Origin of the sequence: Bacillus sp. 220_BSPC, assembly GCF_001054655.1 — a bacterium.
GTDB lineage: Bacteria > Bacillota > Bacilli > Bacillales > DSM-1321 > Peribacillus > Peribacillus frigoritolerans.
Genome location: NZ_JVPL01000179.1, coordinates 46,681 through 72,305 on the forward strand (window position 1 = coordinate 46,681; position 25,625 = coordinate 72,305).

Consider the following 25,625-nt stretch of genomic DNA (forward strand, 5'->3'; position numbering starts at 1 on the left):
TTACTTTACAGTGGAGTGTAAAACCTTAGTTTCTGTTAATATGGCTTTATCAGAAATGTGAAAATGGGGTGCAAGTATGATGGCTGGATTAATTATTAGACCTTTTATGGAAACTGACCATGAGGCGCTGAGCAATTATTGTTTACCTATAGAACAAGCAATCTATACTTCTTTACCTTTAAAAGTTATCGAAGACTTCAGGAAGGATAAATATAACCTCCCCATGGTCATTTATTTAGATAAGGATTGGATTGGTTGTTTTGCCTTATATGCGGATAAAGCGGGAAATCAATATACAAGTAATGAGAATGCAATTCTTCTTAAATCATTCTCCTTGGATTTGCAGCATCAAAAAAAAGGGCTAGCTTTTAAGACGTTAAAAGTGTTGCCTGATATGATCAAACTAAGTCATCCAGATAAAGATGAGATTATTCTAACGGTGCATCATTCGAATGTCCCAGCGATAAATTTATATAAAAAAGCTGGATTCATTGACAAAGGATACAGATTTAATGGGGAAGAAGGGGAGGAATACATTTTCCACTTTGCTCTGGATTAAGGGGAATATAGATAACTTCCGGAATGCTTCGACCCGAAAGGAAAAAGCGTGTAATTAAACGACAGTATACAGTCAGCTTAAATATGATGAAGTGGTTAAACGCAAAATAAGCATCAAAACGATGCTTATTTTTTTGGAAGGTATTCCTTACGATATGATTAAGAATTCATGGAATCCATCCTACAATTTCCAGAATAGTCAGAATGATCTCAAAGACAATGAGAATTACAATGATCCATTCAACGAATAGTCCCCTGATCGAATGGCTGATGTTAGAAAACCCATCCATAATGTTATATAAAATTTCGGTTTTACTTTTCAGGATTTTATACCGATCATTCAATTCAAAAAATTCAAGCATTCTGTCATAAAATTCGCCGGCAATGCTGCTTGTCCATGTAATATCAGGTTTATCCAGAATCATGATATATGCCAGGGTATTGTACTCGTGACGTACGATTTTTGCCGTCGTCCTCGCTAGTTCCTTGTTACCGATTCTGAGCTTGCCTTTTTCCAGTCGGTCAATCATGGCTTCAAGCTTGTCGTGGATTTTTCCTAGTTGTTCCTCAGTCTTTTCAAGAGCCACCGATTTTGCGAGAATGGTGGATATTAATTCAGGGTAGAAAAATTCATATTTAGGAACAACTACATATTCGTCTGTCAAATTGATGTTTTCAGTTTCACAGAAGTGAAGGCTGTAATCATCCGTATATCTATCTACATTGACGAGATCAATGTCCGGCTCGAATGATTGGATAAAGGAGGAAAATGCCTTGATCTCATCCTCATGTGAGTAATTGATGAAGACGATGCTGCCAAAGGAAAAAACCAGCACCTGCTGCGATTCGTCCACATTTTTATAAAGGATGGAACGTAGAATATCGCCTTTAAGAATTAAAGGCTCTTCCCAGGTGAATTTTTTGGGGATGCCGCAATGAATGGCGATTTTGTTCAAATCGATTTCATTAGTGATTGCACATGCTTTAAAGGTAATTTCTTCCATCTATATCACTCTCTTCAGCAAATTGGTCTTTTTTCGATTCTATTCTATTCTTACAAAAACATGCTTGAATAATTCTGGAAGGTAGAAAAAAGTCAACTGACTGGTAACTAAACCAATAACCCCATTATGGATATAAAAATAATCAATTCTAAGCTTTGGGGAAATATATAAGAGGGCGCTTCCGGAAACCGGATCGCCCTTCTTTATTTTGCTTGTTTATACATACTGAAACTTTACAAAAACATATAAAAGTTCATGAAAACTTTACTTTTATTTACAGAATTCTCACATTGATGTCAATATTCAGTAATACATGTTTGTTATAATCGATTGACGGTTTTAAAAGTGGTTGGAAAAGGGTCTTTTAAAAATCCTTCATTTACAGATAAGTAGCAGGCTGATTGAAGATGACTGAATAGTAGGAGTGAACAAAAATGGAGGAATCTATAAATCTATATGAGCTTACATTTAGTGAAAAAGATAGATATGTGATCATTACGAATGCTTATCCACATGAAGATCAGCTATATCGGAATGGGTTTATCCACCGAAGAGTCAAGGCTTATCTGGATGAGGGTTTGAAGGTGGATGTCTTTGTTTTGCATCCTGCCTATAAAAAAGCGGAAAAGTATACGTATGAAGATGTGCCTGTTTATCGAGGAACTGAACAGCATTTGCGCATTTTCTTAAATCATAAAATACATAAAAAAGCGCTCATTCATTTTGTTAATCCAAAAATGGTACAAGCGATAAAAGAAACGAACACGGATTTACCGATTATCACCTGGATACATGGATTTGAAACGGAGGCATGGCATAGAAGATGGTTTAATTTTCTTGAAAGCCCTGAAAGCTTGAGGAAGATACTTGAAATGTCGGACGACTATTATGTATCACAGCTTTCTTTTATGAATTGGTTTTATCAAACGAATGAATTGGATACAACCTTTGTTCATATTTCCAAATGGTTCAAAGAGCATATAGCGGAATGTGATGCAAGAGCAGAATCGAAAAATTCAGTAATCATACCTAATGTCATAGATGATAATCTGTTTACCTTTATTGAAAAGCCAGCTGAAATGCGGACAAAAGTCCTTTCAATCAGGCCATACGCTTCACGAAAATACGCCAATGACCTATCGGTGAAAGCAGTACTGGAACTATCGAAGAGACCATACTTCGATAAGTTGGAATTTGCATTTTATGGCGATGGAAAATTGTTCGATCAAACCGTTGAGCCAATCCGGGATTTTGAGAATATAACGATTCATAAAGGTTTCCTATCTCAGGAGAAAATCGCTGCATTACATAAGGAGTATGGAATCTTCCTTTGCCCGACCCGTTTGGATTCTCAAGGGGTTTCCATGTGTGAGGCAATGTCGAGCGGACTAGTGCCGATTTCAACAGATATTACGGCAATTCCGGAATTCGTTAAACATGACGTTTCTGGCCTTCTAACAAAACCTGAGTCTCCTACCGATATTGCCGATGCAATAGAGCGCTTATATTACAACTCGGACGTATTTTTAAGAGTGTCAAAACAAGCTTCTCAGTCGATTCGGGAAAAATGCGCTGTAGATGTTGTTATAAAAAGAGAATTGGAGATCATCCAAGGTTAATGGAGGGGAGTTTTTTCAATATGGACGAACGAAACGAATATTGGAAAACGATGTATGAGGAACTCGAATTACAAATGAAAGACATGATGTCCATGACATTGGAGCTCATAGAGAGCAATGGCATGGAAAAACAAAAAACCATTGAGAACGTTACAAAAGAAAATAATAGGCTGCGAGAAGAAGTAGAAAAAAGTAAGATGGCCCAAATCGAAAATATTAAGCTTAACAAAGAAATACGAAGACTTAAGTTGTTAGAACATAAATTCAACGTTACATATGCAGGGAAATTCACATTAAAATATCTTGCGCTTAAATCATCTATTAAAGAACAAATAAAGAAATAAAAATTCATATCAGATTTCAGTCATTGGAGTGAAAACTTTGAATTCACATGAACTAGTTGAAAACAGAAAAATGAAGATACTTCTATTTGGCTTTATTGACATGAATTCAATGGATGGATCTGCAGTATTTTTATCTTCCTTAGCATCGACCATTGCGTTAGATTCCAACATCGAAGTTGATTTACTTTTAGCTAGCCCGGTCAAACGTGATATCTTACTTCAGCCACTTGAGAAATTTGATAATATAACCATTCTCAATCCTTTTGTCGATCCTTTTTTTAATGCCGCCGGTGATGAATGGGTAAAAAAAGGAGTCATTGATTTCGATGTAGCAGAAATGCTCATTTCTCATTATTGGAGTCAAAATGACTATGATTGGCTATTTGTTAGAAGCATTGAGACTGTTGAAAAAATCGCAAAGCATAAGCAGATCATAAAGAATACATTAGTTTATGCTACAGGATTGACTCACATAGGTCAGGATGTTAATGAAGAAAAATTCGAGAGCATCAAAAATATATATGATCAGTGTGCGTATTTCTTATGTCAAACAGAAGAGATGTGCGAATTTGTCATTGAGATCCTTAATTTGAATAAAGAAAAAAACAAAGTTTCCCTGCTTACCCCGATGATACCAAACGTTGAATCAGCGGAAGGGCAGACCCGGTTAAAAAACAAACTTGTATATACAGGGAAATTCGACCCGGATTGGAAGACCATTCCCATTATTACTGCTTTTAAAGAATTAAAACGTGAGATCCCGAATCTATCACTTGATGTGGCGGGGGATAAATTCAAATGGGTTAAAGATGATTCTCAGTTTAAGGAAGAAGCGGCATACCTCCTTAAAAATACGGATGGGCTTACATGGTACGGTGCTTTGACAAGGGAGAATGCCCAACAATTAATCGTGAACAGTGATATTGGGATAACCTGGAGAAGTGAGGAAATGGACAGCAGTCTGGAACTGTCTACAAAGCTATTGGAGTATGGGATTTTAAGAAAGGCTGTAATAATGAATCCAACCAAAATGCATATGAAGCTTTTTGGCGAAGATTACCCGTTATATGCTGTTACAGAGAAGGATTTCCGTGACGCTGTCAAATTAGCATTATGTAATAAGGATATATATGAGTTTGCGGCACAACGAATGTATCAAGTTAGCAGGCAGTTTTTATTTTCAGAAGCAATAAAAAAACTGCAAGGACCATTATGGAGCAAGCGCATTACCGATTATGTGAATGAAAGTGCGAATATGTTTTATATTGATGAAGCTGACTTTGATGAACTGATTAGGCATACATCATTAAATAAAGTGAAAATATTGCCTGCGGAGTTTAATGTTGACGAAGTTTTCACCTATATTGTCAAAAACATACCTGAAGAAATAAAACGAGTCGAAAAACTGTTTAAACTGTCTGGGTATGGTCAAATCATTTCAGCAGAAAAAGCTGGATGTTATACATTTCTCCACATCCATAAAAGGTATGGAACCTTTGAACAAAATTTTCAAAATAACATCCCCTATTTAAAAACGATAGGATTTGAAACCTTTGGCAATCCTAAACTAAAACCAAAAGATGTGGAGATTTCAATCAAAGAACGGGCAATTGTTGATAAAGAAAAATATGATATGAAAGGGAAAAATAAAGAATTAGCTAAAGAAGTAAAGCAATTAAAAAAACTGAACAAAGTTCAACTTAAACAAATTACTAAGCTAGAAAAACAAAATCAAGCACTTGGACGGAAATATGATTCACTTTCGAAGTCGAAAATGGGTAAAATGACATTCAAGTATTGGGATTTAAGAAAAAGGCTTAACTTTTAATAAGAAGGTAAACCTGCAATAGGATCGTAGACACTTCTTAACTCTATATCAGTCAAAGGAAAGCTCCTGAATGCTTCTGGCTTACAGGGGCCTTTGTCAATTATATGGAGTAAAGGAGCAGGGATTCTTGCAAACTTGTTTTCGATTAAAGCTGCCTCAGGTTACTATTCTATGAAAATAAAACTTGGTAGTACCCTCAATAAAGATTCATGGAATTTCAAAAAACTAACCTTTCAGCATGTATCCAAATAGACCCCTTATTCATTAATGGTGTTATAATATTCTGAAAAAGAGGGAGAGATGATGGAGGAGAATGTGCTAAATGCGATTCAAGATGATTATCCAGATGCATTTGCCTGGTGTTATGGATGCGGTCGCTTGAACAAAGATGGTCATCATTTTCGAACGGGGTGGCAAAACGAGCAAACAAGGACTATCTATACACCACGCCCAGAGCATATTGCAATTCCAGGATTTGTTTATGGCGGCTTGATTGCCTCTTTAATTGATTGTCACGGAACAGGTTCCGCTGCATTGGCTTTACACCGCAAAAACGGTCATGAAGTTGGAGATGGAGTGGAACCACCCAGGTTCGTGACTGCGTCACTGAATGTGGAGTTCGTAAAGCCAACCCCAAATGATGTGCCATTAATGGCCGTTGGGACGATTCATGAAATTCATCCTAAGAAATGGAGAATCGAAACAGAGGTATTTGCACTCGATAAACTTTGCGCCCGTGGAGAGGTAATCGCTGTGGTGATGCCAAGTACTTTTACTAGCAAAGAGTAAACTTAATTAATGTAAACGCATCGAATTCGGAATTAGATGTACTATCAAGGGCCGTCCAATTATTTGGACGGTTATTTAGTGTATCTGAGTATCCATTTCAAGCATGTTATCGTAATAAAGTGGCATGTAGCTGGAAATTACAAGCCAAATATTAAGATATTAATATACTTACATTATAAGCAAAGGGAGGTCGCATAGATGAAAATAAACGTAGAGATAGATGAGGAGATCAAGGCGATAGAGGTGCTTATCCGCAATCATGAATGGAATGAGGAAGTGCAGGAATTGATGGAACGCTTGAAGGAGAGGAAAAGACCGTATTTTGTCGGCAGAAAAGGAGAAATGCAGCATGTTTTCCGGGCAGAAGAAATCATCTGTTTGTTCACAGAGCAAGATTCCATAATGGTGCGGACGAAACAGGGGGTTTTCGAAATGAAAGAAAGGTTATATGAACTGGAAAGGGACCTTCCAGGTAATCAATTCGTGCGATTGTCTAAGTCAGTGATTGCCAACTTAGATGAGTTAAGCAGATTCGAGGCATCTTTCAACGGGACCTTATGTGTGTACTTCCGATCAGGGGAAAAAGAATATGTTTCCCGGCATTATGTTCAAGGGATCAAGAAAGCATTTCAATGGAAAAGGAAGGGATTATGATGAAAACACTATTATTCCGTAGCTTTGTTGGAATTTGTTTTGGAGCACTCGTGATGGTGCTGACATGTTTAGGAGTGATCGCTTTTGGAGGTTCATTAGACAGTGGAATATTTGTAAAAAACGCGATAGGCTGCATATTATGTGGCTGGTTCTTCAGCACGGCAACAATCTTCTTTGAAAATGAAAAATGGAGTTTGTTATCTCAAACCATTCTGCACTTCCTTACTGTCAGCATTCTTTACTTCCTATTATCTTTCTTTGTTGGTTGGATTCCGTTCAGCTTAAAAGGATTAGCTATAGGAATTGGGATTTTCATACCATTCTATATGATCATCTGGACCGCATTCTATCTCTACTTTCGCTTCCAAGTGAAAATATTGAATGAAGGAATTGATAAAAGAAGGGATTGAGAAGGATCGACACAGAGGATTGATCAATCAGATTAAATTGGAAGGGGCATTCGGCTTTTACTGGCGAGTTTGGAGTGAATACCCGTGAGTTTGGAGCGAATACACGTGAGTTTGGAGCGAATACCCGTGAGTTTGGAGCGAATACTCGTGAATTTGGAGCGAATACTCGTGAATTTGGGGCGAATACTCGTGAATTTGGTGCTTTTACTCGTGAATTTGGCGCTTACTCGTGAGTTTGGTGCAATTACTCGTGAGTTTGGAGCGAATACTCGTGAGTTTGGTGCTTTTACTCGTGAATTTGGTGTAATTACTCGTGAATTTGGTGTAATTATTCGTGAATTTGGTGTAATTACTCGTGAATTTGGTGTAATTACTCGTGAGTTTGGAGCGAATACTCGTGAGTTTGGAGCGAATACTCGTGAGTTTGGAGCGAATACTCGTGAGTTTGGAGCGAATACTCGTGAGTTTGGAGCAAATACTCGTGAATTTGGCGCTTACTCGTGAGTTTGGAGCAAATACTCGTGAGTTTGGAGCGAATACTCGCGAGTTTGGAGCGAATACTCGTGAGTTTGGAGCGAATACTCGTGAGTTCGGCGCTTTTACTCGTGAATTTGGAGCGAATACTCGTGAGACACAGAAACGAACATGCCTTTTACCTTTGTTATGTGTAGGATGTATCTTGAATTCAAGGAAGAGTTCGTTGTATTGACCAGCCAGCATCATGACACTTGTATTAACTGAGTTAGGTTCAATTGTAAAAGCTGCAAAACGGTGATTTAACTCCATTGTGAGGGCAATAAAGAATAATGGGAACAGATGCCGTGAATCCTCTGGAATTTCGACGAAAGCCCTTATACCTGCTCGATCTACGGTCTTTTCATTTCATTTTTCCTGAGGTATTCATCCCTGCTTTGGAATATAAATAAAGAGACACCGTTTCCTGTTGCATCGGAGTCTCTTAATATTTTATCAATTTTGTATCATTATCATTTCATCGTAGATTAAGTTTTGTCTAAGCTCGGTTGCTGTTTGTATGGATATTTGCTCATCCTCAACCATTTGCGCAATGATATCACGTTCGATTTGCATCGCATTCAACTGAAATTGACTCACCATCTCTTCAAAACGTTTTGCTTCTTTTTCACTTAATGTTCCGAACGGATTCAAATAACGATTATATCTTTGGATGACAAGCATGACTTCATGGCGGTTTTCAGGTGCAGTTTGTTGTTTGATCAATAAAATGGCTTCCTTGGAAGCTTCTTTTTGTGCTTTACGGAACTCCCTGATCAGGTCCGCATTTTTAACGATGGAGTTCTCTAATTTCGCTTTCCATTTCTTATCCCATTTGACATTGATTTTTTTCTTGAAAAGAATGGCCTGCAAATTGATCCAAGCCCTTTTCAGGGAGGATTTTTGCATATAATTCGAGGTTCTTGAAAGATACACTTTATATAGTTCAAAGGCTGTTTCAGATATAATCCCTTTTTCGACTAATCCAGAAACGACTTCCAGTTCCTTATTGGCTCCCAGCTCCACTAAATCGCGTATTGTCCGATTATCCGGCCGATTCGTTATTCCCCGTTCCAAATCTATCAGTTGTTCATTCAAATCTTCCATTACTTGATGGACCGCTTTCTGATTTTCGATGGTTGCTTCTTTGCTCAGCTGGTTGATCGTTTTATTTAAAACAATTTTATAAGCCTCCTCAGAGGTTAGCCGCTCATCTTTGAATTCAGTCGGTGTCTTTACCAGTAGTGGCAAGAGAACCGTAGCCAAGGTGACGCTTAACAATATTACGCAAGCTGCGATGAACAAGACAGTATTACGCATCGGGAATAAAGTGTCATCCCGCATGAAATATGGTATGGATAAAGCTGTAGCTAATGTAATGGTTCCATGAATGCCGCAAACGGATGTCAAAAATGCAAATCGGGATCTTGAAACATTCTCCTCATCGGTGTCATTGCTATCTTCTGGATGAACCCTGGACATAATGAATTGCTCTAATGGATTCACTCTGTTTTTCGTAAAAGTATCATGCAGGATGTATACCCATATAAAACGGATCACCAATAATAAAAGAACGATCAAGACACTTATCCCAAAAAGAATGCCCCTATTTAAGTTGGACTCAATTTCCTGATAAACACTCGGCAACATAAATCCTAACAAAGCAAATACAAGTCCATTCAAGACATAACCTAATACAGACCATGTATTAGTTGATACAATTTGCAATTTAGTCGTGGAACTCTGAAGGCGATCCCGCTCGATGCCATGAATGACACCTGCAGCAACCACTGCCAAGATTCCGGAAACATGGAATTCTTCAGCTGCCATATAGATGGCAAAAGGCGTAATTAGTTCAATGACAATGGACATTGGGATTTCTTCAAGTCCATGAACCCGTAAAAATAATCGTAATTTAACGATTAAATAGCCCAATAGGATCCCTATAAAGATACCGCCTAAAGCTACAAATATAAAATTAAGCGATGCATCTTTTATAGAAAACACTCCAGTTAAGGCAGCTGCCAGGGCAACTTTAAAAGCGACGATTCCGGCAGCATCATTGAAAAGTGATTCACCCTCAAGGATGGGCATCATGTTTCCGGGCAATTTCAATCCTTTTGTAATCGATTGTACCGCTACCGCATCCGTAGGGGTAATGGTTGCTGCTAAAGCAAAAGCCACAGCCATCGGCATATCAGGTATTAACCAGTGGATGAAAAAGCCTCCTGCAAAAACCGTCACAAATACTAACCCAAAGGCCAATAACAGAATAGGCTTACGCAATTCAAGCATTTCTTTACGAGACGTATTTTTTCCTTCTGTAAAAAGCAGCGGAGCAATGACACAGATCATAAATAATTCTGAATGAAAATCAAATGATAATTGAAATGGTAATAATGAGAACACTGCTCCCATGGATATCTGATATATCGGAAGTGGGATACGAGGCCATATGGCATTTAATATTGTAGCGATTATTGTGGACACCAATAATCCGAGCAATGTGATTAATAATGACATAGAATCTCCCTTATCTTCTAATGTTTTAGTCGATTGCCCATGAAACTTATAAAAAAGGTATTTAAAACAATATCCATCCTTTAAAAAGTAACCCCTACTGTATGGTCCTGTGTAGCTTGTTAAAAAAACAATATTTAGCCATAGACAGTGTTTTCGACTAATATATAGCCTCGGTTTTTGATATACCCCTTAGTTATTAATTACAAACAGGATATCACAAGAGTTTACAGTTTATTCAAAATCAACTTATAACATAGCTTTTCCATGAAAATTAGTTCATGCCGGAAACAGGATTTCCTGTATAAAATACCCTTAATGAAGAAACATAGAAAAATGGAGTTAGAGCGACCTGCAAAAAAATGGGGGTATTCAGCTTGATTCGTAATGTAGGTAGATTGTTAAGGAAAACGAAAGAAAAAAAATCCAGTGTACAGAATAATTACCAGGATTCTAAGCCTGCAGATGTACTTGCTGCGAATTTCAGTCAAAATGTAGAAACACTTCGTTCTATTTATGATAATTGCTCGGATGTGATGTTCCGTTCGTTCTTACTTTTCGGAAAGACGAGGGCCATGCTTATTTACATTGCGGGACTCTCAGACATCGAGGCGATAGAGCAATATGTGCTATCTCCACTCATGCAAGAGTCATCAAAAGAGCCACAGCCATTAAATGAGTTTATTGAACATAAAATGCCCGTCCCTAAAGTGGTAAAAGTGAATATGTTGGCGGATTGTATTGAATCGATTTCCTCTGGAAACCCGATCCTTCTATATGAAGGGGAAAGCGATGGATTTTCTTTAGGATTGTCCAAATGGGAAAAGCGGGCGATTGAAGAACCTATGGCAGAGGGGGGAGTTAGGGGGTCACGAGAGGGATTTATTGAATCTCTAGAGGTTAATACGTCCCAATTGCGACGTATTATTAAAAGTCCTGCCCTTAAATTACAATCGATGAAGATCGGAACGTATACCAGGACGAATGTTTCAATTGCTTATATTGATGGACTTGTCGATAAAACACTGATTGAAGAGATTACAACTCGGTTGGAACGAATTAAAATAGACGGTATTTTAGAAAGCGAGTACATCGAGGAAATGATTGAGGACAATCCGTATTCACCTTTCCCTCAGATCATGACGACAGAACGGCCGGATGTAGCCTGTTCAAGCTTGCTCGAGGGACGGGCTGTCATTCTTGTGGAGGGAACTCCCTTTACTCTGATTGCTCCAATATCCTTCTTTTCTTTAATTCAATCACAAGAGGATTATGCTCAACGTTTTATGGCAGCCACTTTTATCCGTTGGTTACGTTTTATTTTTATGGGATTATCTCTATTGCTTCCGTCCCTATATGTTGCTATTTTGACGTTCCATCATGAGGCGGTCCCAACCGCACTCCTGCTAAGCAGCGCGGCATCCCGGGAATCGGTCCCTTTTCCTGCAATTGTAGAGGCATTGGCTATGGAAATTACCTTTGAAGCACTAAGGGAGGCAGGGGTTCGATTGCCGAAGCAGGTAGGTTCTGCTGTCAGCATTGTTGGAGCGCTAGTGATTGGTCAAGCTTCCGTACAAGCGGGGTTGGTTTCAGCGCCAATGGTCATTGTGGTTGCAATTACGGGAATCGCTTCTTTTATGATGCCTCGTTATATTGCCGGAATTGCTTTCCGGATGCTGCGTTTTCCAATGATGCTGCTTGCCGGTACCTTAGGACTGCTCGGCATCATGATGGGGATCATTGCCATAGTCATTCACTTATGCAGCTTGCGTTCTTTTGGCGTTCCCTACTTAACGCCACTGGCACCGTTAAAAGGACAAGAGCTGAAAGATGTGCTGTGGAGAGCTCCTTGGTGGATGATGGATACACGCCCGCGCCTCACAGGCGATTCTAATGTATACCGTCAATCCTCGGAGCAGGGACCAAATCCAAAAAGGGGAAGTGAAACGGAGTGAATAATGGTTGGAGGAGAACAAAGATATGGGAGAAAGTAAAGAGGCGTCATTTCTTGAAAAGCGTCCTTCTTTTGCTCGGTATTAGTGGAACAACCCCTTTTCTAAGCGGTTGTTGGGATCGAACAGAAATCACTGATTTGGCGATTGTCACAGCAGCAGCCATCGATAAGAAGGATAATGATCAAATCGAACTATCCATCCAAGTCTTTATTCCAAGTTCAATAAGTGGTGGAGGGGGCGGTCAAGGAGGAGGGAGCAGTCAAGGAGGGGGTGCGGTTACGACATTGGTAAGATATGAAAAAGGCTCCAATATTTCAGATGCATTGTCTAAGCTTCAGAGCAAGCTTCCGCGAAAAGTATTTTGGGGACATTGTAAAATATTTGTATTCGGCGAACAGTTAGCGAAGGAAGGAATTCAAGAGCAGATGGATTTTTTACTGCGTCATCCGCAGCCAAGAGAGAAAGCAAATGTGTATGTCAGCAAAGGGAAAGCAAAGCCTATCCTTGAATCTTTGCCACCCCTGGAAAACTATTCAGGGGAAGTGCTTAGGGAACTATCAGATTTACATATCGGGATGCTGGTCACAATGCAGGATTTAGATGAAATGTTAACGGGTATACCTCAAGCGGCCGCACTTCCATTCGTTAAAATTTTACCACCAGGGAAAGGGCAAACGAAATTACAGGGAATTCCTTACATTGTCGGGACAGCCGTATTCAAAAAAGATAAAATGACTGGGATGATGACGGAAAAAGAAACAAGAGGGCTTTTGTGGTTAAGGGATGAAGTGGAATCATATACCGTGACCATAAAACCCAAAGGGGTGAAAGGGAAGATATCTTTAAGTCCAGTGTCAGCCAAAGTCAAGATCATTCCGCAAATTATCAATGAAAAATGGAAATTATTGGTGAGGGTGAATACAGATGGAGCTGTTATACAGAATGGAACGAATTTAAACCTTTCAAATCCTAAGTCTCTAAAAGCTGCAGAACGAGCATATCAAAAAGATATAGAAAAACGCATCGAGATGGCTTTTCTGAATACTCAGCATAAGAAAGCGGACATTTTAGGGTTAGGTAAAGATTTCTATAGGAAATATCCTAAACAGTTTAATAAGGTCGATAACCACTGGGATGAGATATTCGCAGAAATAGAAGTGGAAGTCGATGTTGCGGCCCATATTCGAAGACAGGGCTATATAAACAAACCGGCAGGATTGTCTGAGGAAGAGGTGAAGGACAAATGAGATGGGGAGCTTTTTTTTGTACAAGCGTGGTTGTAGTTCTAATCATTTTGTATGAATGGCCGAGAATGAAACAGAATCCTAAAAAAGATAAAATGGCCTTTCTTACACTGCTCCTCACTGGCTTGATTCTGTCCATGTTCAATCTCCCACAGATGTCAGGACCCACTCAATGGATCGAAACTCTTTTCAGGCCATTTGGAGAGTTTATGGAAAAGTGAGTCTATCAGTAGGTTGCATGATTTCAAATTATCACAGAAAGGAGGAAGCGGATGGAGAAAGGGAAAATTTCATCATTACAGATGGCATTCATGATGTATCCGACGATTGTGGCAACGGCTATAATCGGGGTTCCCGGCATCACAGCGAAATATGCCAAAACTGATTTATGGCTGTCCCCAATTTTTGCCGCACTAATAGGGTATCTGACAGTGTATATCGCTTATAAACTGCACCAGCTGTATCCAAAACAAACGGTGATCCAATTCACTGAAAAGATCATTGGTCGGATTCCGGGGAAAATTTTCGGTTTTTTACTCATGTTTTTTTATATCCAGAACACGGGGCTACTCGTTAGAGGCTACGCAGAATTTGTTGTCGGCTCTTTTTTGGTAAATACCCCGATTAGTGTGATCATGGCATCGATGGTGCTTCTGTGTGCGTTCATCGTACGCGGGGGAATAGAAGTGTTGGGGCGAGCTGCCCAATTGTTTGTACCTGTTTTCATTTTTCCAATCTGTATCTTAATCCTTTTGCTGATTCCCGATCTTGAATTCAAGAATATATTCCCGGTATTGGCGGATGGTGTAATGCCTCCAATCAAGGGTGCGATTGTACCGGGTGGATGGTTCAGCGAGTTTTTCCTGATCATTTTCCTCCTTCCTTTCTTGGCGGATATGAAAAAAGGGATGAAATCCGGTATGAAGTCTGTGTTTGCTGTGATGATGACGTTAATTGTGGTGAATCTTACAGTTCTTTTTATACTCGGGTCAACAACATCCACAAAGCTTTACCCCTTGATGAATGTATCTCGATACATTAGTATCGCCGACTTTTTTGAACATGTAGAGTCCGCCGTCATGGCAGTATGGATAGTAGGGGCGTTTGTGAAAATTTCCGTTTTTTATTATGCATCTGCTTTAGGTACAGCACAGTGGCTGAATCTCTCCGACTATCGTCCTGTTGTATGGCCGATAGGGATTTTGATTGTCATATTCAGTTTGTGGTCGTTGCCTAGCTCTGTGGATGTCAATCGTAATGATGTCAACGTCTTCCCTTTACAAAGTATTTTGATGCAAACGATTATTCCTCTGTTATTGTTGGTGATTGCTGTTGTAAGGAAGAGAAATCGTAAAGGAACTGAAACAAGCTGACTGGGATTTTTTTATGGTAAATATCCTCGATAGGTGCTACACATGTTCGTACTCGCGCAGAAGGCAGGACGAACTGAATGGATTAATCTCTTTATGAAGCCGTTTGAAGAGTTTATGAAAAAGTAAATCGATCAGTGGGTTGCGTGATTTCAAATTTACATACTATCACAGAAGGGAGGAAGATGATGGAGAAAGGGAGAATTTCATCTCTGCAGATGGCATTCATGATGTATCCGACGATTGTGGCAACGGCTATTCTCGGTGTTCCAAGCATCACAGCGAAATATGCCAAAACTGATTTATGGCTGTCCCCCATTTTGGCTTCTCTCATCGGGTATGCGACGGTGTATATCGCTTATAAACTGCACAAACTTTACCCGAAACAAACGGTTATCCAATTCAGTGAACAGATCATTGGGCGGATTCCGGGGAAAATTCTCGGTTTTTTATTCTTGTTTTTTTATATCCCGATCACAGGGCAAATCCTAAGAAGTTACGGAGAATATATTGTCGACTCTTTTCTGGTCAAAACCCCAATTAGCGTGGTCATGGCATCGATGATACTCCTCTGTGCCTTTATCGTATGCGGAGGGATAGAAGTGTTGGGTAGAGCTGCCCAATTGTTTGTTCCCGTTTTTATCATTCCAATCCTCCTCTTGATCATCTTACTGGGCCCTGATCTTGAATTTAAGAATATATTCCCGGTATTGGGGAATGGAATTATGCCTCCAATCAAGGGTTCAATTGTACCGGGTGGATGGTTCAGCGAGTTTTTTCTGATCATTTTTATTCTACCTTTTTTAGCGGATATGAAAAAAGGAATGAAACACGGGATGATGACTGTGTTTGCCGTGATGGTGACGTTAGTTGTAGTGAATCTTATCGTTCTTTTTGTACTCGGATCAACAACATCCACAAAGAATTATCCCCTGATGAATGTATCTCGGTACATCAGTTTAGCCGACTTTTTTGAACATTTGGAGTCCGCCATCATGGCCGTATGGATAGTAGGAGCGTTTGTCAAAATTTCTGTGTTTTATTATGCGGCTGCTTTGGGTACCGCGCAGTGGCTGAATCTCTCCGACTATCGTCCTGTGGTATGGCCGATAGGGATTTTGATTGTAGAATTCAGCTTTTGGTCGTATCCTAGCGCTATGGATGTCAGCCGTTTTGATATCATCGCCTTCCCTTTTTATGGGGTTTTGATGCAAACGTTGATTCCTCTGTTATTGTTGGTGATAGCTGTTGTTAAAAGAAATAGACAGAGAAAAAAGGGAAGCAATTCAAGCTAACCTTTTCTGCCACTTGGTTAAGAGGATTGAAAGAGTATGTAATTAAAGTCATGCCCCATTCGAATGGATACTTTTTCGAATGGGGTGTTTTTGTTGAGAAAAAAGAGAAATGCTTAAGATCATCAGATGTATTTGCAGCAAGTTTAAAAAAATAACAATTTTTTTCAAACCGTTTTGAATTTTGTCCCGTTATCTATAGTACAAAGACTTTTTAGAAGGGAGAGAAGAAAGACTTGAAAAAGCTCATTTTTGTTGGATGTTTATCATTGATGCTGGTACTGTTAGGATTTTCACCGGAAATGGTTCCGAAACGGGGCCAGGCTGTCGACGGCGTCGTGAAAGTCTATGGACCAGGTGGACCTCTTGGGCCTATCAAGGAAGCGGGGGAGCTATTCACCAAAGAAACGGGGATAAAGATTGAAGTAACAGCGGGACCCGAAGAAAAATGGATTGATCAAGCCAAACAGGATGCGGATATCATATACGGAGGGTCCGAGTATATGCTAACAGATTTTATGCATGATCATCCGGAGCTCCTTGATGAAAAAAACCGTACAGAATTGTATGCACGGTCTGCTGGAATCCTGGTTAGAAAAGGAAACCCAAAGAATATACAGTCTTTGGAGGATTTAACGAAGAAGGGCGTAAAGATTGTGGATGTTAATGGAGCCGGGCAACTGGGGCTATGGGAAGATTTGGCCGGAAGAAAAGGATTGATTCCTGGAATTAGCAGGAATATTGACATTTCAGTGAGATCCAGTGCAGAAGCTATCGATCTATGGAAGGCAAATTCTAAATTAGACGCCTGGATTACATATGAATCCTGGCATTACCGTCTGGCGGATGTGACGGACCTGGTTCAGCTCCCTGAGGAAGACAAGCTTTATAGGGGAACCCCGGTAAGCATAACAAGTAAGAGTGAAAACAAGAAAAAGGCACAACAATTCATTGATTATCTTAAAACGGAAAAATCCCATCAAGTGTTTCAAAAATGGGGATGGAAGTAAATTGACGTGGAGTGAGAGCATATGAAAAAGTGGATGGTATTTTCAGTTTTTATGATGGTCCTAGTTTTGGCGGCATGTGGAAATGAAGCTAATGATTCACCCCAAAATGATCAAGTGGTTAATGGTACTGCTGATGAAAAAGCAATGCCCCTGAAATTAATGGAAAGTGAAACAACAGGCGAATACCTTGCTGATTCCAAAGGAATGACACTTTATTTTTTCAAGAATGATAAATCAGGAAAAAGCAATTGCATGGGTGATTGTCTGAAGAAATGGCCGCCATTCATGGAAAGGGATTTTGCTGTCCCTAAAGGATTTGAGGAAAAAGACTTTGGTACCATGAAAAGAGAAGATACAGGGGAAGAGCAGGTAACGTACAAAGGATTTCCACTCTACTATTTTGTGAATGATAAGGAAGCGGGAGATGTCAATGGCGAAGGTGTCAAAAATGTTTGGTATATTGTAAATGATAAGACGCTTTTTCCAAAATAAGAAAAAGGGACGATCAGTGATGGTCGTTCCTGTTACACGTTTTTTTCCAAATTTACTTGTGAGGAGTTGCAGGTGCGATTGAAAGAAAAACTTGATAAGGAATTGATGGCATTAGTCATGAAAAAGCATCGTCCTGCTCTGGAAGAACTTTATGACCGGCATATTAAATTAATCTATGGTTTTATTTTTAAGTTCACAAATGGAAATGCTGAAAAAACTAAAGAGATCGTGCAGTTGGTCTTTTTAAAGCTCTGGACTACAAAAAGCAGTTACAATTCCGAAAAGGGGCACTTTGTAAGCTGGCTTTTGACCGTTACACGAAATGTGTGTGTGGATTATGTCCGCAAAGACAGCGTTCATATCCGGAATAACAAACACATGGACATGAGTCATCCGATTGACATAGAAGATCCTAATAATGATATAGAAAATGGGCTATTATACAGTGAAATTGCCCAGGCAAAAAGTAAGTTAAGCAAGCCGCAAAAAAGACTGATTGATCTACTGTATTGGAAAGGGTATTCGTTAACGGAAATTGCCACAATTGAAAATGAACCGATTGGTACCATCAAGAGCAGACTTCACCAGTCGCTAAAATTGTTGAAAAAGTATTTGGAAGTAGGTGGTTTGTAAATGAATACAGAGTGCGCTAACCTGCTTTCATTTTTATCGGGTGAACTGGGAGAAAAAGAAAAAAAGGCATTCGCGGAACATTTAATTCAATGCTCTGAATGCACTAGGGAGTATGAACAAATGACGGAAGCCTGGAATTCATTGAAATGGGATTTCGAAGAAATGGAACCTTCTTCTTCCCTGAAATCAGAGGTCATGAATTTTGTCTTTAAGACTGATGATGAAGTTCCGGTGCGAAAGGAAAAGAAATGGGGTGTTTTTTTCTTTAAGCAGTTTACTCCAGTCACTTCTGGTCTTTTGTTGGCTGTTCTGGTTTTGGTATTTGTGCTGTTATATTCCAATATTCAACTGAAAAAAGAACTTGCAGCTATCAATCTGCCAATGGAGGTTAAAACGTCGCTATCTTTGCAGCCTGCCGATAAGACCGCTGTAAATATGAATACGGACGGGGCTGCATACATTTTGCAGCAAGGTGACGAAAGAAGGTTAATCGTGCAAATTCAGAATTTACCTAGCCTTCAAGAGTCCGAGGTGTATCAGGTGTGGTTGCTGAAAGATGGAAAACGGAGAAATGCAGGAACTTTCAAGCCTGATGAAGCAGGTACAGGATCATTGACATACAAACTGTCCAGAGATGATAAATTCAATCAAATTGGCATCACAAAAGAACCGGACTCAAATAGTACAAAGCCGAGGGGCGAAAAAATAGTGGGATCTTCATAAAAATAAGGGACTTGCCCGCAAAGGGGAAGTCCCTTATTTTTTTTCATACCTGGACCATGGATCAGGAAGAAGAAGTCAGGATTTACAATGGAAGCTCATAGAAACGGATAACCAATATGTTTCGGTTGGATGAATATGGAAAAATAATGTCGTTTGCATGGTGCCTATTTATTCATTAAGTCTTCACAGTACTCCCGGATCAATGCCGAGGCTTTCGTTTGGCTGATAGAGAGGTCCTTCGCGACTTTCCTTGATGATTTGTATGTTTGGTAAGATTTCCTGATCAATATCCGTTTCGTTTCATCAAGTGCTTTATCGAGTGAAGTGGGGAGATCAATCTGTGTGACCTGTTCAACGTTCTCGGTTATCATTTCAGGTAAGTCGGACATTAGGATAACGGAGTCACTTATTAAGACCAACCGTTCAATCAAGTTTTCGAGCTGGCGTACATTGCTGGGCCATGAATAATGAATTAATAGGTTCAAGCATTCTTCCGAAATGACTTTATTTTCATGATACCTTTCATTGAACTTATTTAAAAAATTGTACGTAAGGGGAATGATATCTTCTTTATGTTCCCGCAATTTTTCCAAGCTTGCAGTATGTATTTACCATGAATTTGCAAAATTAATACGTAATTAAAGGAAATGTGTTAAGTTGGACTAAAATGATTATGGGGGCAGCGATGAAATACGAAATTATTTTATTTGATGTTGATGATACTTTGCTAGACTTTGGAATATCGGAAAAGAAAGCACTGCATGAAGCCTTTTTAGAGTTTGGTTTGCCAACAGGGGCGGAGGATTATGCGGGATGCTACCAAGAAATCAGTAAGGTATTATGGAGGGATTTGGAACGGGGGCATATAGATTTAACCATTCTGGGAGTGGAAAGGTTCAAGCGGTTGTTCCTGAAGCATGGGCTTGATATGGATGCGGATGCGTTCAGCCGTGCGTACCTGGGACATTTGGGAAAGGAAATACATCTTCTGCCCGGGGCAATAGAGGTTTGCGAGAAGCTTGGAGGATGCCGGCTTGCTATTATAACGAATGGCTTCACGGCAGTGCAGACAGCAAGAATCGGCGGGTCAGCCCTTTGCAATACCTTTGAGACCTTGATAGTTTCCCAAGAGGCTGGGTTTCAGAAGCCTGATAGAGGGATTTTTGATTATGCATTTTCCAAGTTAAATATCACAGATAAATCGAAAGCGTTGATAGTTGGTGACTCCTTGACTTCAGATATACAGGGCGGCTTGAATTATGGAATGGATACATGCTGGTACAATCCCCATCAAAAGGATAATGATCTGGGAATCAAGCCCACCTATGAAATCCGGACACTCACTGATCTTTTGGAGATTGTAGGAAGTAAACAAGTATAGGGAGGTATATGCATTGTAAAAAAACAGAGACCGCTTGTCCGAGTGATAGGACATGCAGGCCTCTGTTATTAATCACGCCAGAGATTTTAGAATCAGTTCAAATCCAGCTTATGTGGTTTGAGTGTTTGATCCTTTTCTTTCCTTCTGCTGAAATGCGGGGATAATATACAAAGCGCCAAGGAAATCGCGAGACCTGCCATCATGAATCCGCCAAATACCAAAGGGGATGGGCCATATGATTCCGCCATGGCGGTCCAGATGAGCGGACCGAAACCTGCAATGGCTGCCGCGACCTGATAACCGACGGATAATCCAGTATAACGGACCTTGGCTGGAAAGAGCTCCGAGAATAATGTCCCTTGTGTGGAAAAAATGGCTCCCCAGATGACGCCGAGTACAACTGCCTGCATCATGTAGAACCAGCCAACCCCACGACCAATCATTGTGAAATATGGGATGGCCAAGACGAAAAGGAGAGTCAGGCCCCCAAAATAGATGATTTTTCGATCAATGAAATCTGAAATGTAACCAATGACAGGAATGGTAATCAGCATTGTAGCGCAGCCAATCGTTAAACCGGTAAGAGCTGAATCTTGGGAATAACCAAAATACAGCGTAGTAAAGACGAGAACATAGGACATGATGAATACATTGAAGAAGCCGTCCCCAATTTTTAGTCCGATCACTTGCAGCACACTTCTCCAATCGTGTTTCAACGTTTCAATAATGGGAACTTTCGCAAGATCGCCGCTATCTTTCTGCGCTTTAAATTCCGGCGTTTCTTCAATGCCACTCCTTACCCAAATTGCCAACCCGATCAGTACACCGCTTAAAAGGAATGGAATCCGCCAACCCCAAGATAAAAATTGGGCATCGGTTGTCAAGGAACTGATGAGGGTTAGGCTGAACGAACCGGCAACCAAGCCGATGGGGACCCCTAGTTGGGGAATGGATCCATATAACCCACGGACACCTTTAGGAGCAGATTCCGTTGCCAATAGGATGGCTCCGCCCCATTCACCTCCCAAGGAAATTCCTTGAATCAACCTCAGCACCACCAAGATGGCGGGGGCGGCCAACCCAACCTGGGCATAAGTGGGCAGAACACCGATTAGCATTGAACTCCCTCCCATACCAATAAGGGTGAACATGAGTGCTGCCTTCCGTCCGATGCGATCACCCATATGACCGAAAAGGATGCTGCCGATTGGACGGGCAGCGTAACCAGCACCGAATGTGACAAAGGCAAGAAGAAGTGAAATCGCTGGATCATGATTGGGAAAGAATAGCGTCGTAAAAACCAGGCCCGTTGCTGTCCCGTATAAATAGAAATCGTACCACTCAATAACGGAACCCGCTAAACTAGCGAAAAGAACTCGACTTTTTTTCATGATAAATGCTCCTTTAATGCTAAGTTTTTCATCAATATTGTTCTCAACAATAAATAAAGCCGAAATGAACAAAAATGATGGTAAATGAATATAAGTAAAAAACTGGATTATTTAGATTATTTTAGAGGGCTTATCCATACCGGTCAATATATTTCTGACTTTTCTGAAAAAATGAAGCAAATAACTTAGCTCCCTTCACCTGTAATGGAATATAATTAATTCTAAAGTAATGGAAATAAACGATCCGATCTTCCCAGGTAAAATGACTAAGTGAATAAAAAGAAAATGTGTTACTGATTAGAAATCCGAATATTTAGAAATTTTGTGTATAGAAGAGTGGCAAAGTGGAAATCATGTGGATAAGGAAATGAAAAATGAATAAGAGGAAAGGATAAGATTTTAATTAATAATAATAATCTCCAAGTTATTTAGTATAATAGAAAAAAGGTTAAGGAGTTGGTTTCGTATGGAGAAGCAATTGCCAGGAACATCGCTTGAACCTGAAGAGATGGCTGAAATGGTTTTAAAAAAGGCCCTTAGTGATTACCGGAAAGCCCAAATCGAAAAAGAAATCGATGACTCATTAAGAAATCGTGATAAGGAAGAGTTCCTACGTTTAACTGAAATATTGAAGGGCATTTCCTGAAATTTTATTCTTTGTGAACAAGACAAGTAGTTATGATATGGAATGTACACTGAAAAGCCAGCAAAGCTGATAACCATAAATATGCTGAAGAGAAAACTTCATTTACCTGGAACATACTAAGTAAATAGCAATCTATAGTATTATAATATTTTACATTGTAAGCGCTTTCTTGTATAATTAAATAAAGAAACGATGGAGAGAAGAGTGTAAGTGCGCTAATGGCGGGATTCACAGGTATTAGTTGCTGAAAAGTTCATGCACCGGGATAAAAACTAAAAGGGGGAAAAGTTATGAAAAAGAATGGAGTGTCTTTAGTTGAATTTGTTCAGGAGGATCGATTCGAACTCAGCTCCTACATTACTTCTTTATTTAACAAACTGAATGACTATGTTCCCAAAAGTCTTAAAGATAAAAGGTGAGTGACAATAAAAAATGGATCAGGAAGATATGCAAAACTTCCTGATCCATTTTTTATTTTGTTTTTGGGAATCAGACTTTAAGTAGTACACTTAAGTAAAAGTCTCATTAATTGACAATGAGAATCGTTATCGAATAAAATAATTCAATACAAGTATATCGATTGGAGTTGTTCATATTGTTCGTTCAGATGAGAAAAATGGTGGTAAAAGAAGGTAATGCAGAACAAGTAGTAAAACGGTTCAGCGGGGAAGGAATCATAGAAAAGCAGGAAGGGTTCATCGATTTATGTGTAATGGTGAAAAAAGTGCGACGCGGGGATGAAGAGGTCATCATTATGATCAATTGGGAGTCGGAGACTCATTGGAAGCAGTGGGAAAAGAGTGAAGCCCATATCGCAGGCCATAAAGCAAACCTAGGGAAACCAAAGCCTGAATATATCGTCAGTTCGGAAGGATCATTATATGAAGTGAAGGCTATTAAGAAGGCAGTGAAATAACTGACCTTAAGCAGCCTGTTTTAAATTCCGTACAAATAAGTAACTGGGTGGAATATCCCATTTCTCAATCATCTTGTTAGGATAAGGATACGGAATGGTTACCGTTCACATATAATAGCTTACCTTCACTAAAATTCAGGCTCCCATTATGGGTGCCTCTTTTTGTTGATGAAATCTCGGGATAGGCTATGTCTGTTGATATAGTAAAATATCAATTATTTTCATTGAAATGGAGACATTCATGGAATGTAAAGAAAAGGGGAGCAGGAAGGTAGTCTGAAAAGTTTACATATATGAAAGACTAAGGATGTTATTCTTAGGTTAGCTGGAATTCCTAGGATAAAGTCAATTGAGTTTAGGAAAATTAATATACCAAAATACCACTACCATTATCGATAAAGTATTGGTCAGTTTTTAAGAACCTCTGAAGATGTCTTTGATAAATATTAAAGCACATTTCCATATTTATCAATGTTTTGAACCGTGAAGAAGATAGAATATTATAAAAAATGCAAAAAAAGTGTTTACAGGGAAAATTTTTCATTGTAGTATTTCCTTATAAAGTAAATGAAATCGATTTCATCCCGAATCAAGGTTATGTACAAGCTATAACTTAAGGGGGAGTGGATTGGTCCTTACTTTTTCTTAAGGTGGACCCCTGAAAATAAATGAAATCGATTTCATTAGCAGAATAAAAGCTTGAATATTAGGATTGAGCTAGAAAATTTTATTGATTGATCCTAAAAAGAAACATGGATGGATTTCTTCCACAGGTAAATGAAATCGATTTCATTGAAGGCGATGGTTATACGGGGCTGATGATCTAACAAAATATACTTTATTTTAAGGAGGAAAAAACATGTCTTCAGTAACACATGAGGTGAAAAAATTAAAAAACTATATAAATGGTGAGTGGATTGAATCCGCTTCAAAGCAAACGGAAATCGTGTTCAACCCTGCAACTGGTGAGGCAATTGCCGAGGTGCCACTTTCCACTAGGGAAGATGTGGATCGTGCGGTCCAAGTGGCGAATGAGGCATTTAAAAAATGGTCGCAGGTTGCTGTCCCGAAAAGGGCTCGCATATTGTTCAAATATCAGCAGCTTCTTGTGGAAAATTGGGAAGAACTAGCTAAACTGGTCACTGTCGAAAATGGTAAAAGCCTATCGGAATCAATTGGTGAAGTACAGCGGGGCATCGAGTGTGTCGAGTTTGCGGCGGGTGCACCTACGCTGATGATGGGCAAACAGCTTCCGGATATCGCGACCAACATTGAATCGGGTATGTACCGTTACCCAATTGGTGTAATCGGCGGTATCACTCCATTTAACTTTCCGATGATGGTCCCTTGCTGGATGTTCCCGCTAGCGATCGCATGTGGCAATACTTTCGTGTTAAAGCCATCTGAACGTACACCTTTACTTGCAGCACGCATTGTTGAACTGTTTGAGGAAGCAGGTCTTCCTAAAGGAGTACTGAACATTGTCAATGGAGCACATGATGTGGTTAATGGGCTTCTGGAGCATGAAGATGTGAAAGCTATCTCCTTCGTCGGTTCACAGCCAGTGGCAGAATATGTGTATAAAACAGGCACGGCTAACTTGAAGCGCGTCCAGGCTCTTGCGGGAGCGAAGAATCACTCGATTGTCTTGAAAGATGCCAATCTTGATATGACGGCCAAGGAAATAACAAGTGCGGCTTTTGGGTCGGCCGGTGAGCGTTGCATGGCCGCTGCGGTTGTTGTCGTAGAAGAAAGTGTAGCGGACGAGTTAGTTGAAAAATTGAAACAGGCAGCTGATGCGATTACGATCGGGAATGGTCTGGATGACGGCGTTTTTCTAGGACCTGTGATCCGGGAAGGAGCTAAGAAGAGGACTATTGATTACATCGAATCAGGTATAGCCCAGGGCGCGACCCTAGTACGCGATGGCCGTAAAGATGAGGCAGCAAGCGGCAATGGATATTACCTCGGAGCTACGATTTTTGATCATGTTACACAGGAAATGAAAATCTGGCAAGATGAAATTTTTGCACCGGTGCTCTCCGTTGTCCGTGCTAAAGATTTAACGGAGGCCGTTGAGATTGCCAATGCTTCAGCACTGGCAAACGGGGCTTGCTTATATACGGACAGTGCAGCTGATGTACGCCAATTCCGTGAAACGATCCATGCCGGAATGCTGGGCATAAACGTGGGTGTTCCTGCACCGATGGCATTCTTCCCATTCTCTGGATATAAAGATTCATTTTATGGTGATCTTCATGCGAATGGAACCGACGGAGTTGAGTTCTATACACGAAAAAAAATGGTGACTGCACGCTACGTGAAATAAATGA

The 25,625-nt window shown here is 39.9% G+C and carries 25 protein-coding genes; 21 read left to right on the forward strand and 4 right to left on the reverse strand.

The genetic code is table 11. The annotated features are described in order from the left end of the window. Window positions 1-79: 79 nt before the first annotated feature. Entirely contained in the window at window positions 80-559 is a 480-nt protein-coding gene (locus ADA55_RS12540; protein WP_048684358.1) for a GNAT family N-acetyltransferase, read from the forward strand. A 166-nt stretch (window positions 560-725) separates the two neighbouring features. On the opposite strand, the gene ADA55_RS12545 is transcribed toward ADA55_RS12540, so the two are convergent. Continuing rightward, entirely contained in the window at window positions 726-1,562 is an 837-nt protein-coding gene (locus ADA55_RS12545; protein ID WP_048684271.1) for an RMD1 family protein, read from the reverse strand. A gap of 434 nt (window positions 1,563-1,996) precedes the next feature. On the opposite strand from ADA55_RS12545, the gene ADA55_RS12550 reads away from it, so the two are divergent. From ADA55_RS12550 to ADA55_RS29375, 8 genes are all read left to right on the forward strand, one after another. Further along, a complete protein-coding gene (locus ADA55_RS12550; protein WP_048684274.1) occupies window positions 1,997-3,181 on the forward strand; it encodes a glycosyltransferase family 4 protein in 1,185 nt (394 codons plus the stop codon). Window positions 3,182-3,201: 20 nt separating this feature from the next. After that, window positions 3,202-3,525, forward strand: coding sequence for a hypothetical protein (locus tag ADA55_RS12555; RefSeq protein ID WP_142398499.1), 324 nt, complete (start codon window positions 3,202-3,204; stop codon window positions 3,523-3,525). 37 nt (window positions 3,526-3,562) lie between these two features. Then, window positions 3,563-5,353: a glycosyltransferase gene (locus ADA55_RS12560; RefSeq protein ID WP_048684278.1), complete on the forward strand. Its 1,791-nt coding sequence runs from the start codon at window positions 3,563-3,565 to the stop codon at window positions 5,351-5,353. A 303-nt stretch (window positions 5,354-5,656) separates the two neighbouring features. Further along, complete coding sequence (locus ADA55_RS12565) at window positions 5,657-6,142, forward strand: PaaI family thioesterase (RefSeq protein ID WP_048684280.1); 486 nt, start codon at window positions 5,657-5,659, stop codon at window positions 6,140-6,142. Window positions 6,143-6,340: 198 nt separating this feature from the next. Beyond that, window positions 6,341-6,796, forward strand: a complete 456-nt coding sequence (locus tag ADA55_RS12570) for a LytTR family DNA-binding domain-containing protein (protein WP_048684282.1) — start codon at window positions 6,341-6,343, stop codon at window positions 6,794-6,796. Continuing rightward, a complete protein-coding gene (locus ADA55_RS12575) occupies window positions 6,796-7,206 on the forward strand; it encodes a DUF3021 domain-containing protein (RefSeq protein ID WP_048684284.1) in 411 nt (136 codons plus the stop codon). The genes ADA55_RS12570 and ADA55_RS12575 overlap by 1 nt, the downstream gene beginning before the upstream one ends. Before the next feature lie 105 nt (window positions 7,207-7,311). Continuing rightward, entirely contained in the window at window positions 7,312-7,710 is a 399-nt protein-coding gene (locus tag ADA55_RS12580) for a hypothetical protein (protein ID WP_153246126.1), read from the forward strand. Beyond that, window positions 7,688-7,915, forward strand: coding sequence for a hypothetical protein (locus tag ADA55_RS29375; protein ID WP_152908330.1), 228 nt, complete (start codon window positions 7,688-7,690; stop codon window positions 7,913-7,915). The genes ADA55_RS12580 and ADA55_RS29375 overlap by 23 nt, the downstream gene beginning before the upstream one ends. A 260-nt stretch (window positions 7,916-8,175) precedes the next feature. On the opposite strand, the gene ADA55_RS12585 is transcribed toward ADA55_RS29375, so the two are convergent. Beyond that, on the reverse strand, window positions 8,176-10,242 hold the full coding sequence (locus ADA55_RS12585) for a Na+/H+ antiporter (protein ID WP_048684288.1): 2,067 nt from the start codon (window positions 10,240-10,242) through the stop codon (window positions 8,176-8,178). A gap of 374 nt (window positions 10,243-10,616) precedes the next feature. Between ADA55_RS12585 and ADA55_RS12590 the strand changes: the two genes are divergently transcribed. From ADA55_RS12590 to ADA55_RS12630, 8 genes are all read left to right on the forward strand, one after another. After that, window positions 10,617-12,194: a spore germination protein gene (locus ADA55_RS12590; protein WP_226990462.1), complete on the forward strand. Its 1,578-nt coding sequence runs from the start codon at window positions 10,617-10,619 to the stop codon at window positions 12,192-12,194. Continuing rightward, on the forward strand, window positions 12,191-13,441 hold the full coding sequence (locus ADA55_RS12595; RefSeq protein ID WP_226990463.1) for a Ger(x)C family spore germination protein: 1,251 nt from the start codon (window positions 12,191-12,193) through the stop codon (window positions 13,439-13,441). The genes ADA55_RS12590 and ADA55_RS12595 overlap by 4 nt, the downstream gene beginning before the upstream one ends. Before the next feature lie 269 nt (window positions 13,442-13,710). Continuing rightward, a complete protein-coding gene (locus tag ADA55_RS12605) occupies window positions 13,711-14,811 on the forward strand; it encodes a GerAB/ArcD/ProY family transporter (protein ID WP_048684295.1) in 1,101 nt (366 codons plus the stop codon). Window positions 14,812-14,996: 185 nt separating this feature from the next. Next, complete coding sequence (locus ADA55_RS12610) at window positions 14,997-16,103, forward strand: GerAB/ArcD/ProY family transporter (RefSeq protein ID WP_048684298.1); 1,107 nt, start codon at window positions 14,997-14,999, stop codon at window positions 16,101-16,103. Between the two features lie 269 nt (window positions 16,104-16,372). Further along, on the forward strand, window positions 16,373-17,110 hold the full coding sequence (locus ADA55_RS12615; protein ID WP_048684366.1) for an extracellular solute-binding protein: 738 nt from the start codon (window positions 16,373-16,375) through the stop codon (window positions 17,108-17,110). Between the two features lie 21 nt (window positions 17,111-17,131). Then, the gene (locus ADA55_RS12620) at window positions 17,132-17,602 is read left to right on the forward strand and encodes a hypothetical protein (RefSeq protein WP_048684301.1); all 471 of its coding nucleotides are present in this window, start codon (window positions 17,132-17,134) and stop codon (window positions 17,600-17,602) included. 78 nt (window positions 17,603-17,680) lie between these two features. Further along, entirely contained in the window at window positions 17,681-18,235 is a 555-nt protein-coding gene (locus tag ADA55_RS12625) for an RNA polymerase sigma factor (RefSeq protein ID WP_048684303.1), read from the forward strand. Beyond that, window positions 18,236-18,958 (forward strand): anti-sigma factor, encoded by a 723-nt coding sequence (locus ADA55_RS12630; protein WP_048684306.1) that lies wholly within the window; start codon window positions 18,236-18,238, stop codon window positions 18,956-18,958. A gap of 164 nt (window positions 18,959-19,122) precedes the next feature. Here the strand turns inward: ADA55_RS12630 and ADA55_RS12635 are convergent, their stop codons facing one another. Beyond that, the gene (locus ADA55_RS12635; RefSeq protein WP_226990464.1) at window positions 19,123-19,443 is read right to left on the reverse strand and encodes a hypothetical protein; all 321 of its coding nucleotides are present in this window, start codon (window positions 19,441-19,443) and stop codon (window positions 19,123-19,125) included. A gap of 200 nt (window positions 19,444-19,643) precedes the next feature. Between ADA55_RS12635 and ADA55_RS12640 the strand changes: the two genes are divergently transcribed. After that, a complete protein-coding gene (locus tag ADA55_RS12640) occupies window positions 19,644-20,339 on the forward strand; it encodes a YjjG family noncanonical pyrimidine nucleotidase (protein WP_048684310.1) in 696 nt (231 codons plus the stop codon). Window positions 20,340-20,431: 92 nt separating this feature from the next. Here ADA55_RS12640 and ADA55_RS12645 read toward each other — a convergent pair whose 3' ends face one another. Beyond that, window positions 20,432-21,730, reverse strand: a complete 1,299-nt coding sequence (locus ADA55_RS12645; protein WP_048684312.1) for an MFS transporter — start codon at window positions 21,728-21,730, stop codon at window positions 20,432-20,434. A gap of 466 nt (window positions 21,731-22,196) precedes the next feature. On the opposite strand from ADA55_RS12645, the gene ADA55_RS12650 reads away from it, so the two are divergent. The 3 genes from ADA55_RS12650 to ADA55_RS12660 all read left to right on the forward strand — a co-directional run bounded on the left by ADA55_RS12650 (window position 22,197) and on the right by ADA55_RS12660 (window position 25,621). After that, entirely contained in the window at window positions 22,197-22,376 is a 180-nt protein-coding gene (locus tag ADA55_RS12650; RefSeq protein WP_034315231.1) for an IDEAL domain-containing protein, read from the forward strand. Between the two features lie 595 nt (window positions 22,377-22,971). Further along, the gene (locus ADA55_RS12655; RefSeq protein WP_048684315.1) at window positions 22,972-23,292 is read left to right on the forward strand and encodes an antibiotic biosynthesis monooxygenase family protein; all 321 of its coding nucleotides are present in this window, start codon (window positions 22,972-22,974) and stop codon (window positions 23,290-23,292) included. 859 nt (window positions 23,293-24,151) lie between these two features. After that, entirely contained in the window at window positions 24,152-25,621 is a 1,470-nt protein-coding gene (locus tag ADA55_RS12660; RefSeq protein ID WP_048684318.1) for a CoA-acylating methylmalonate-semialdehyde dehydrogenase, read from the forward strand. The last annotated feature ends 4 nt before the right edge of the window (window positions 25,622-25,625 follow it).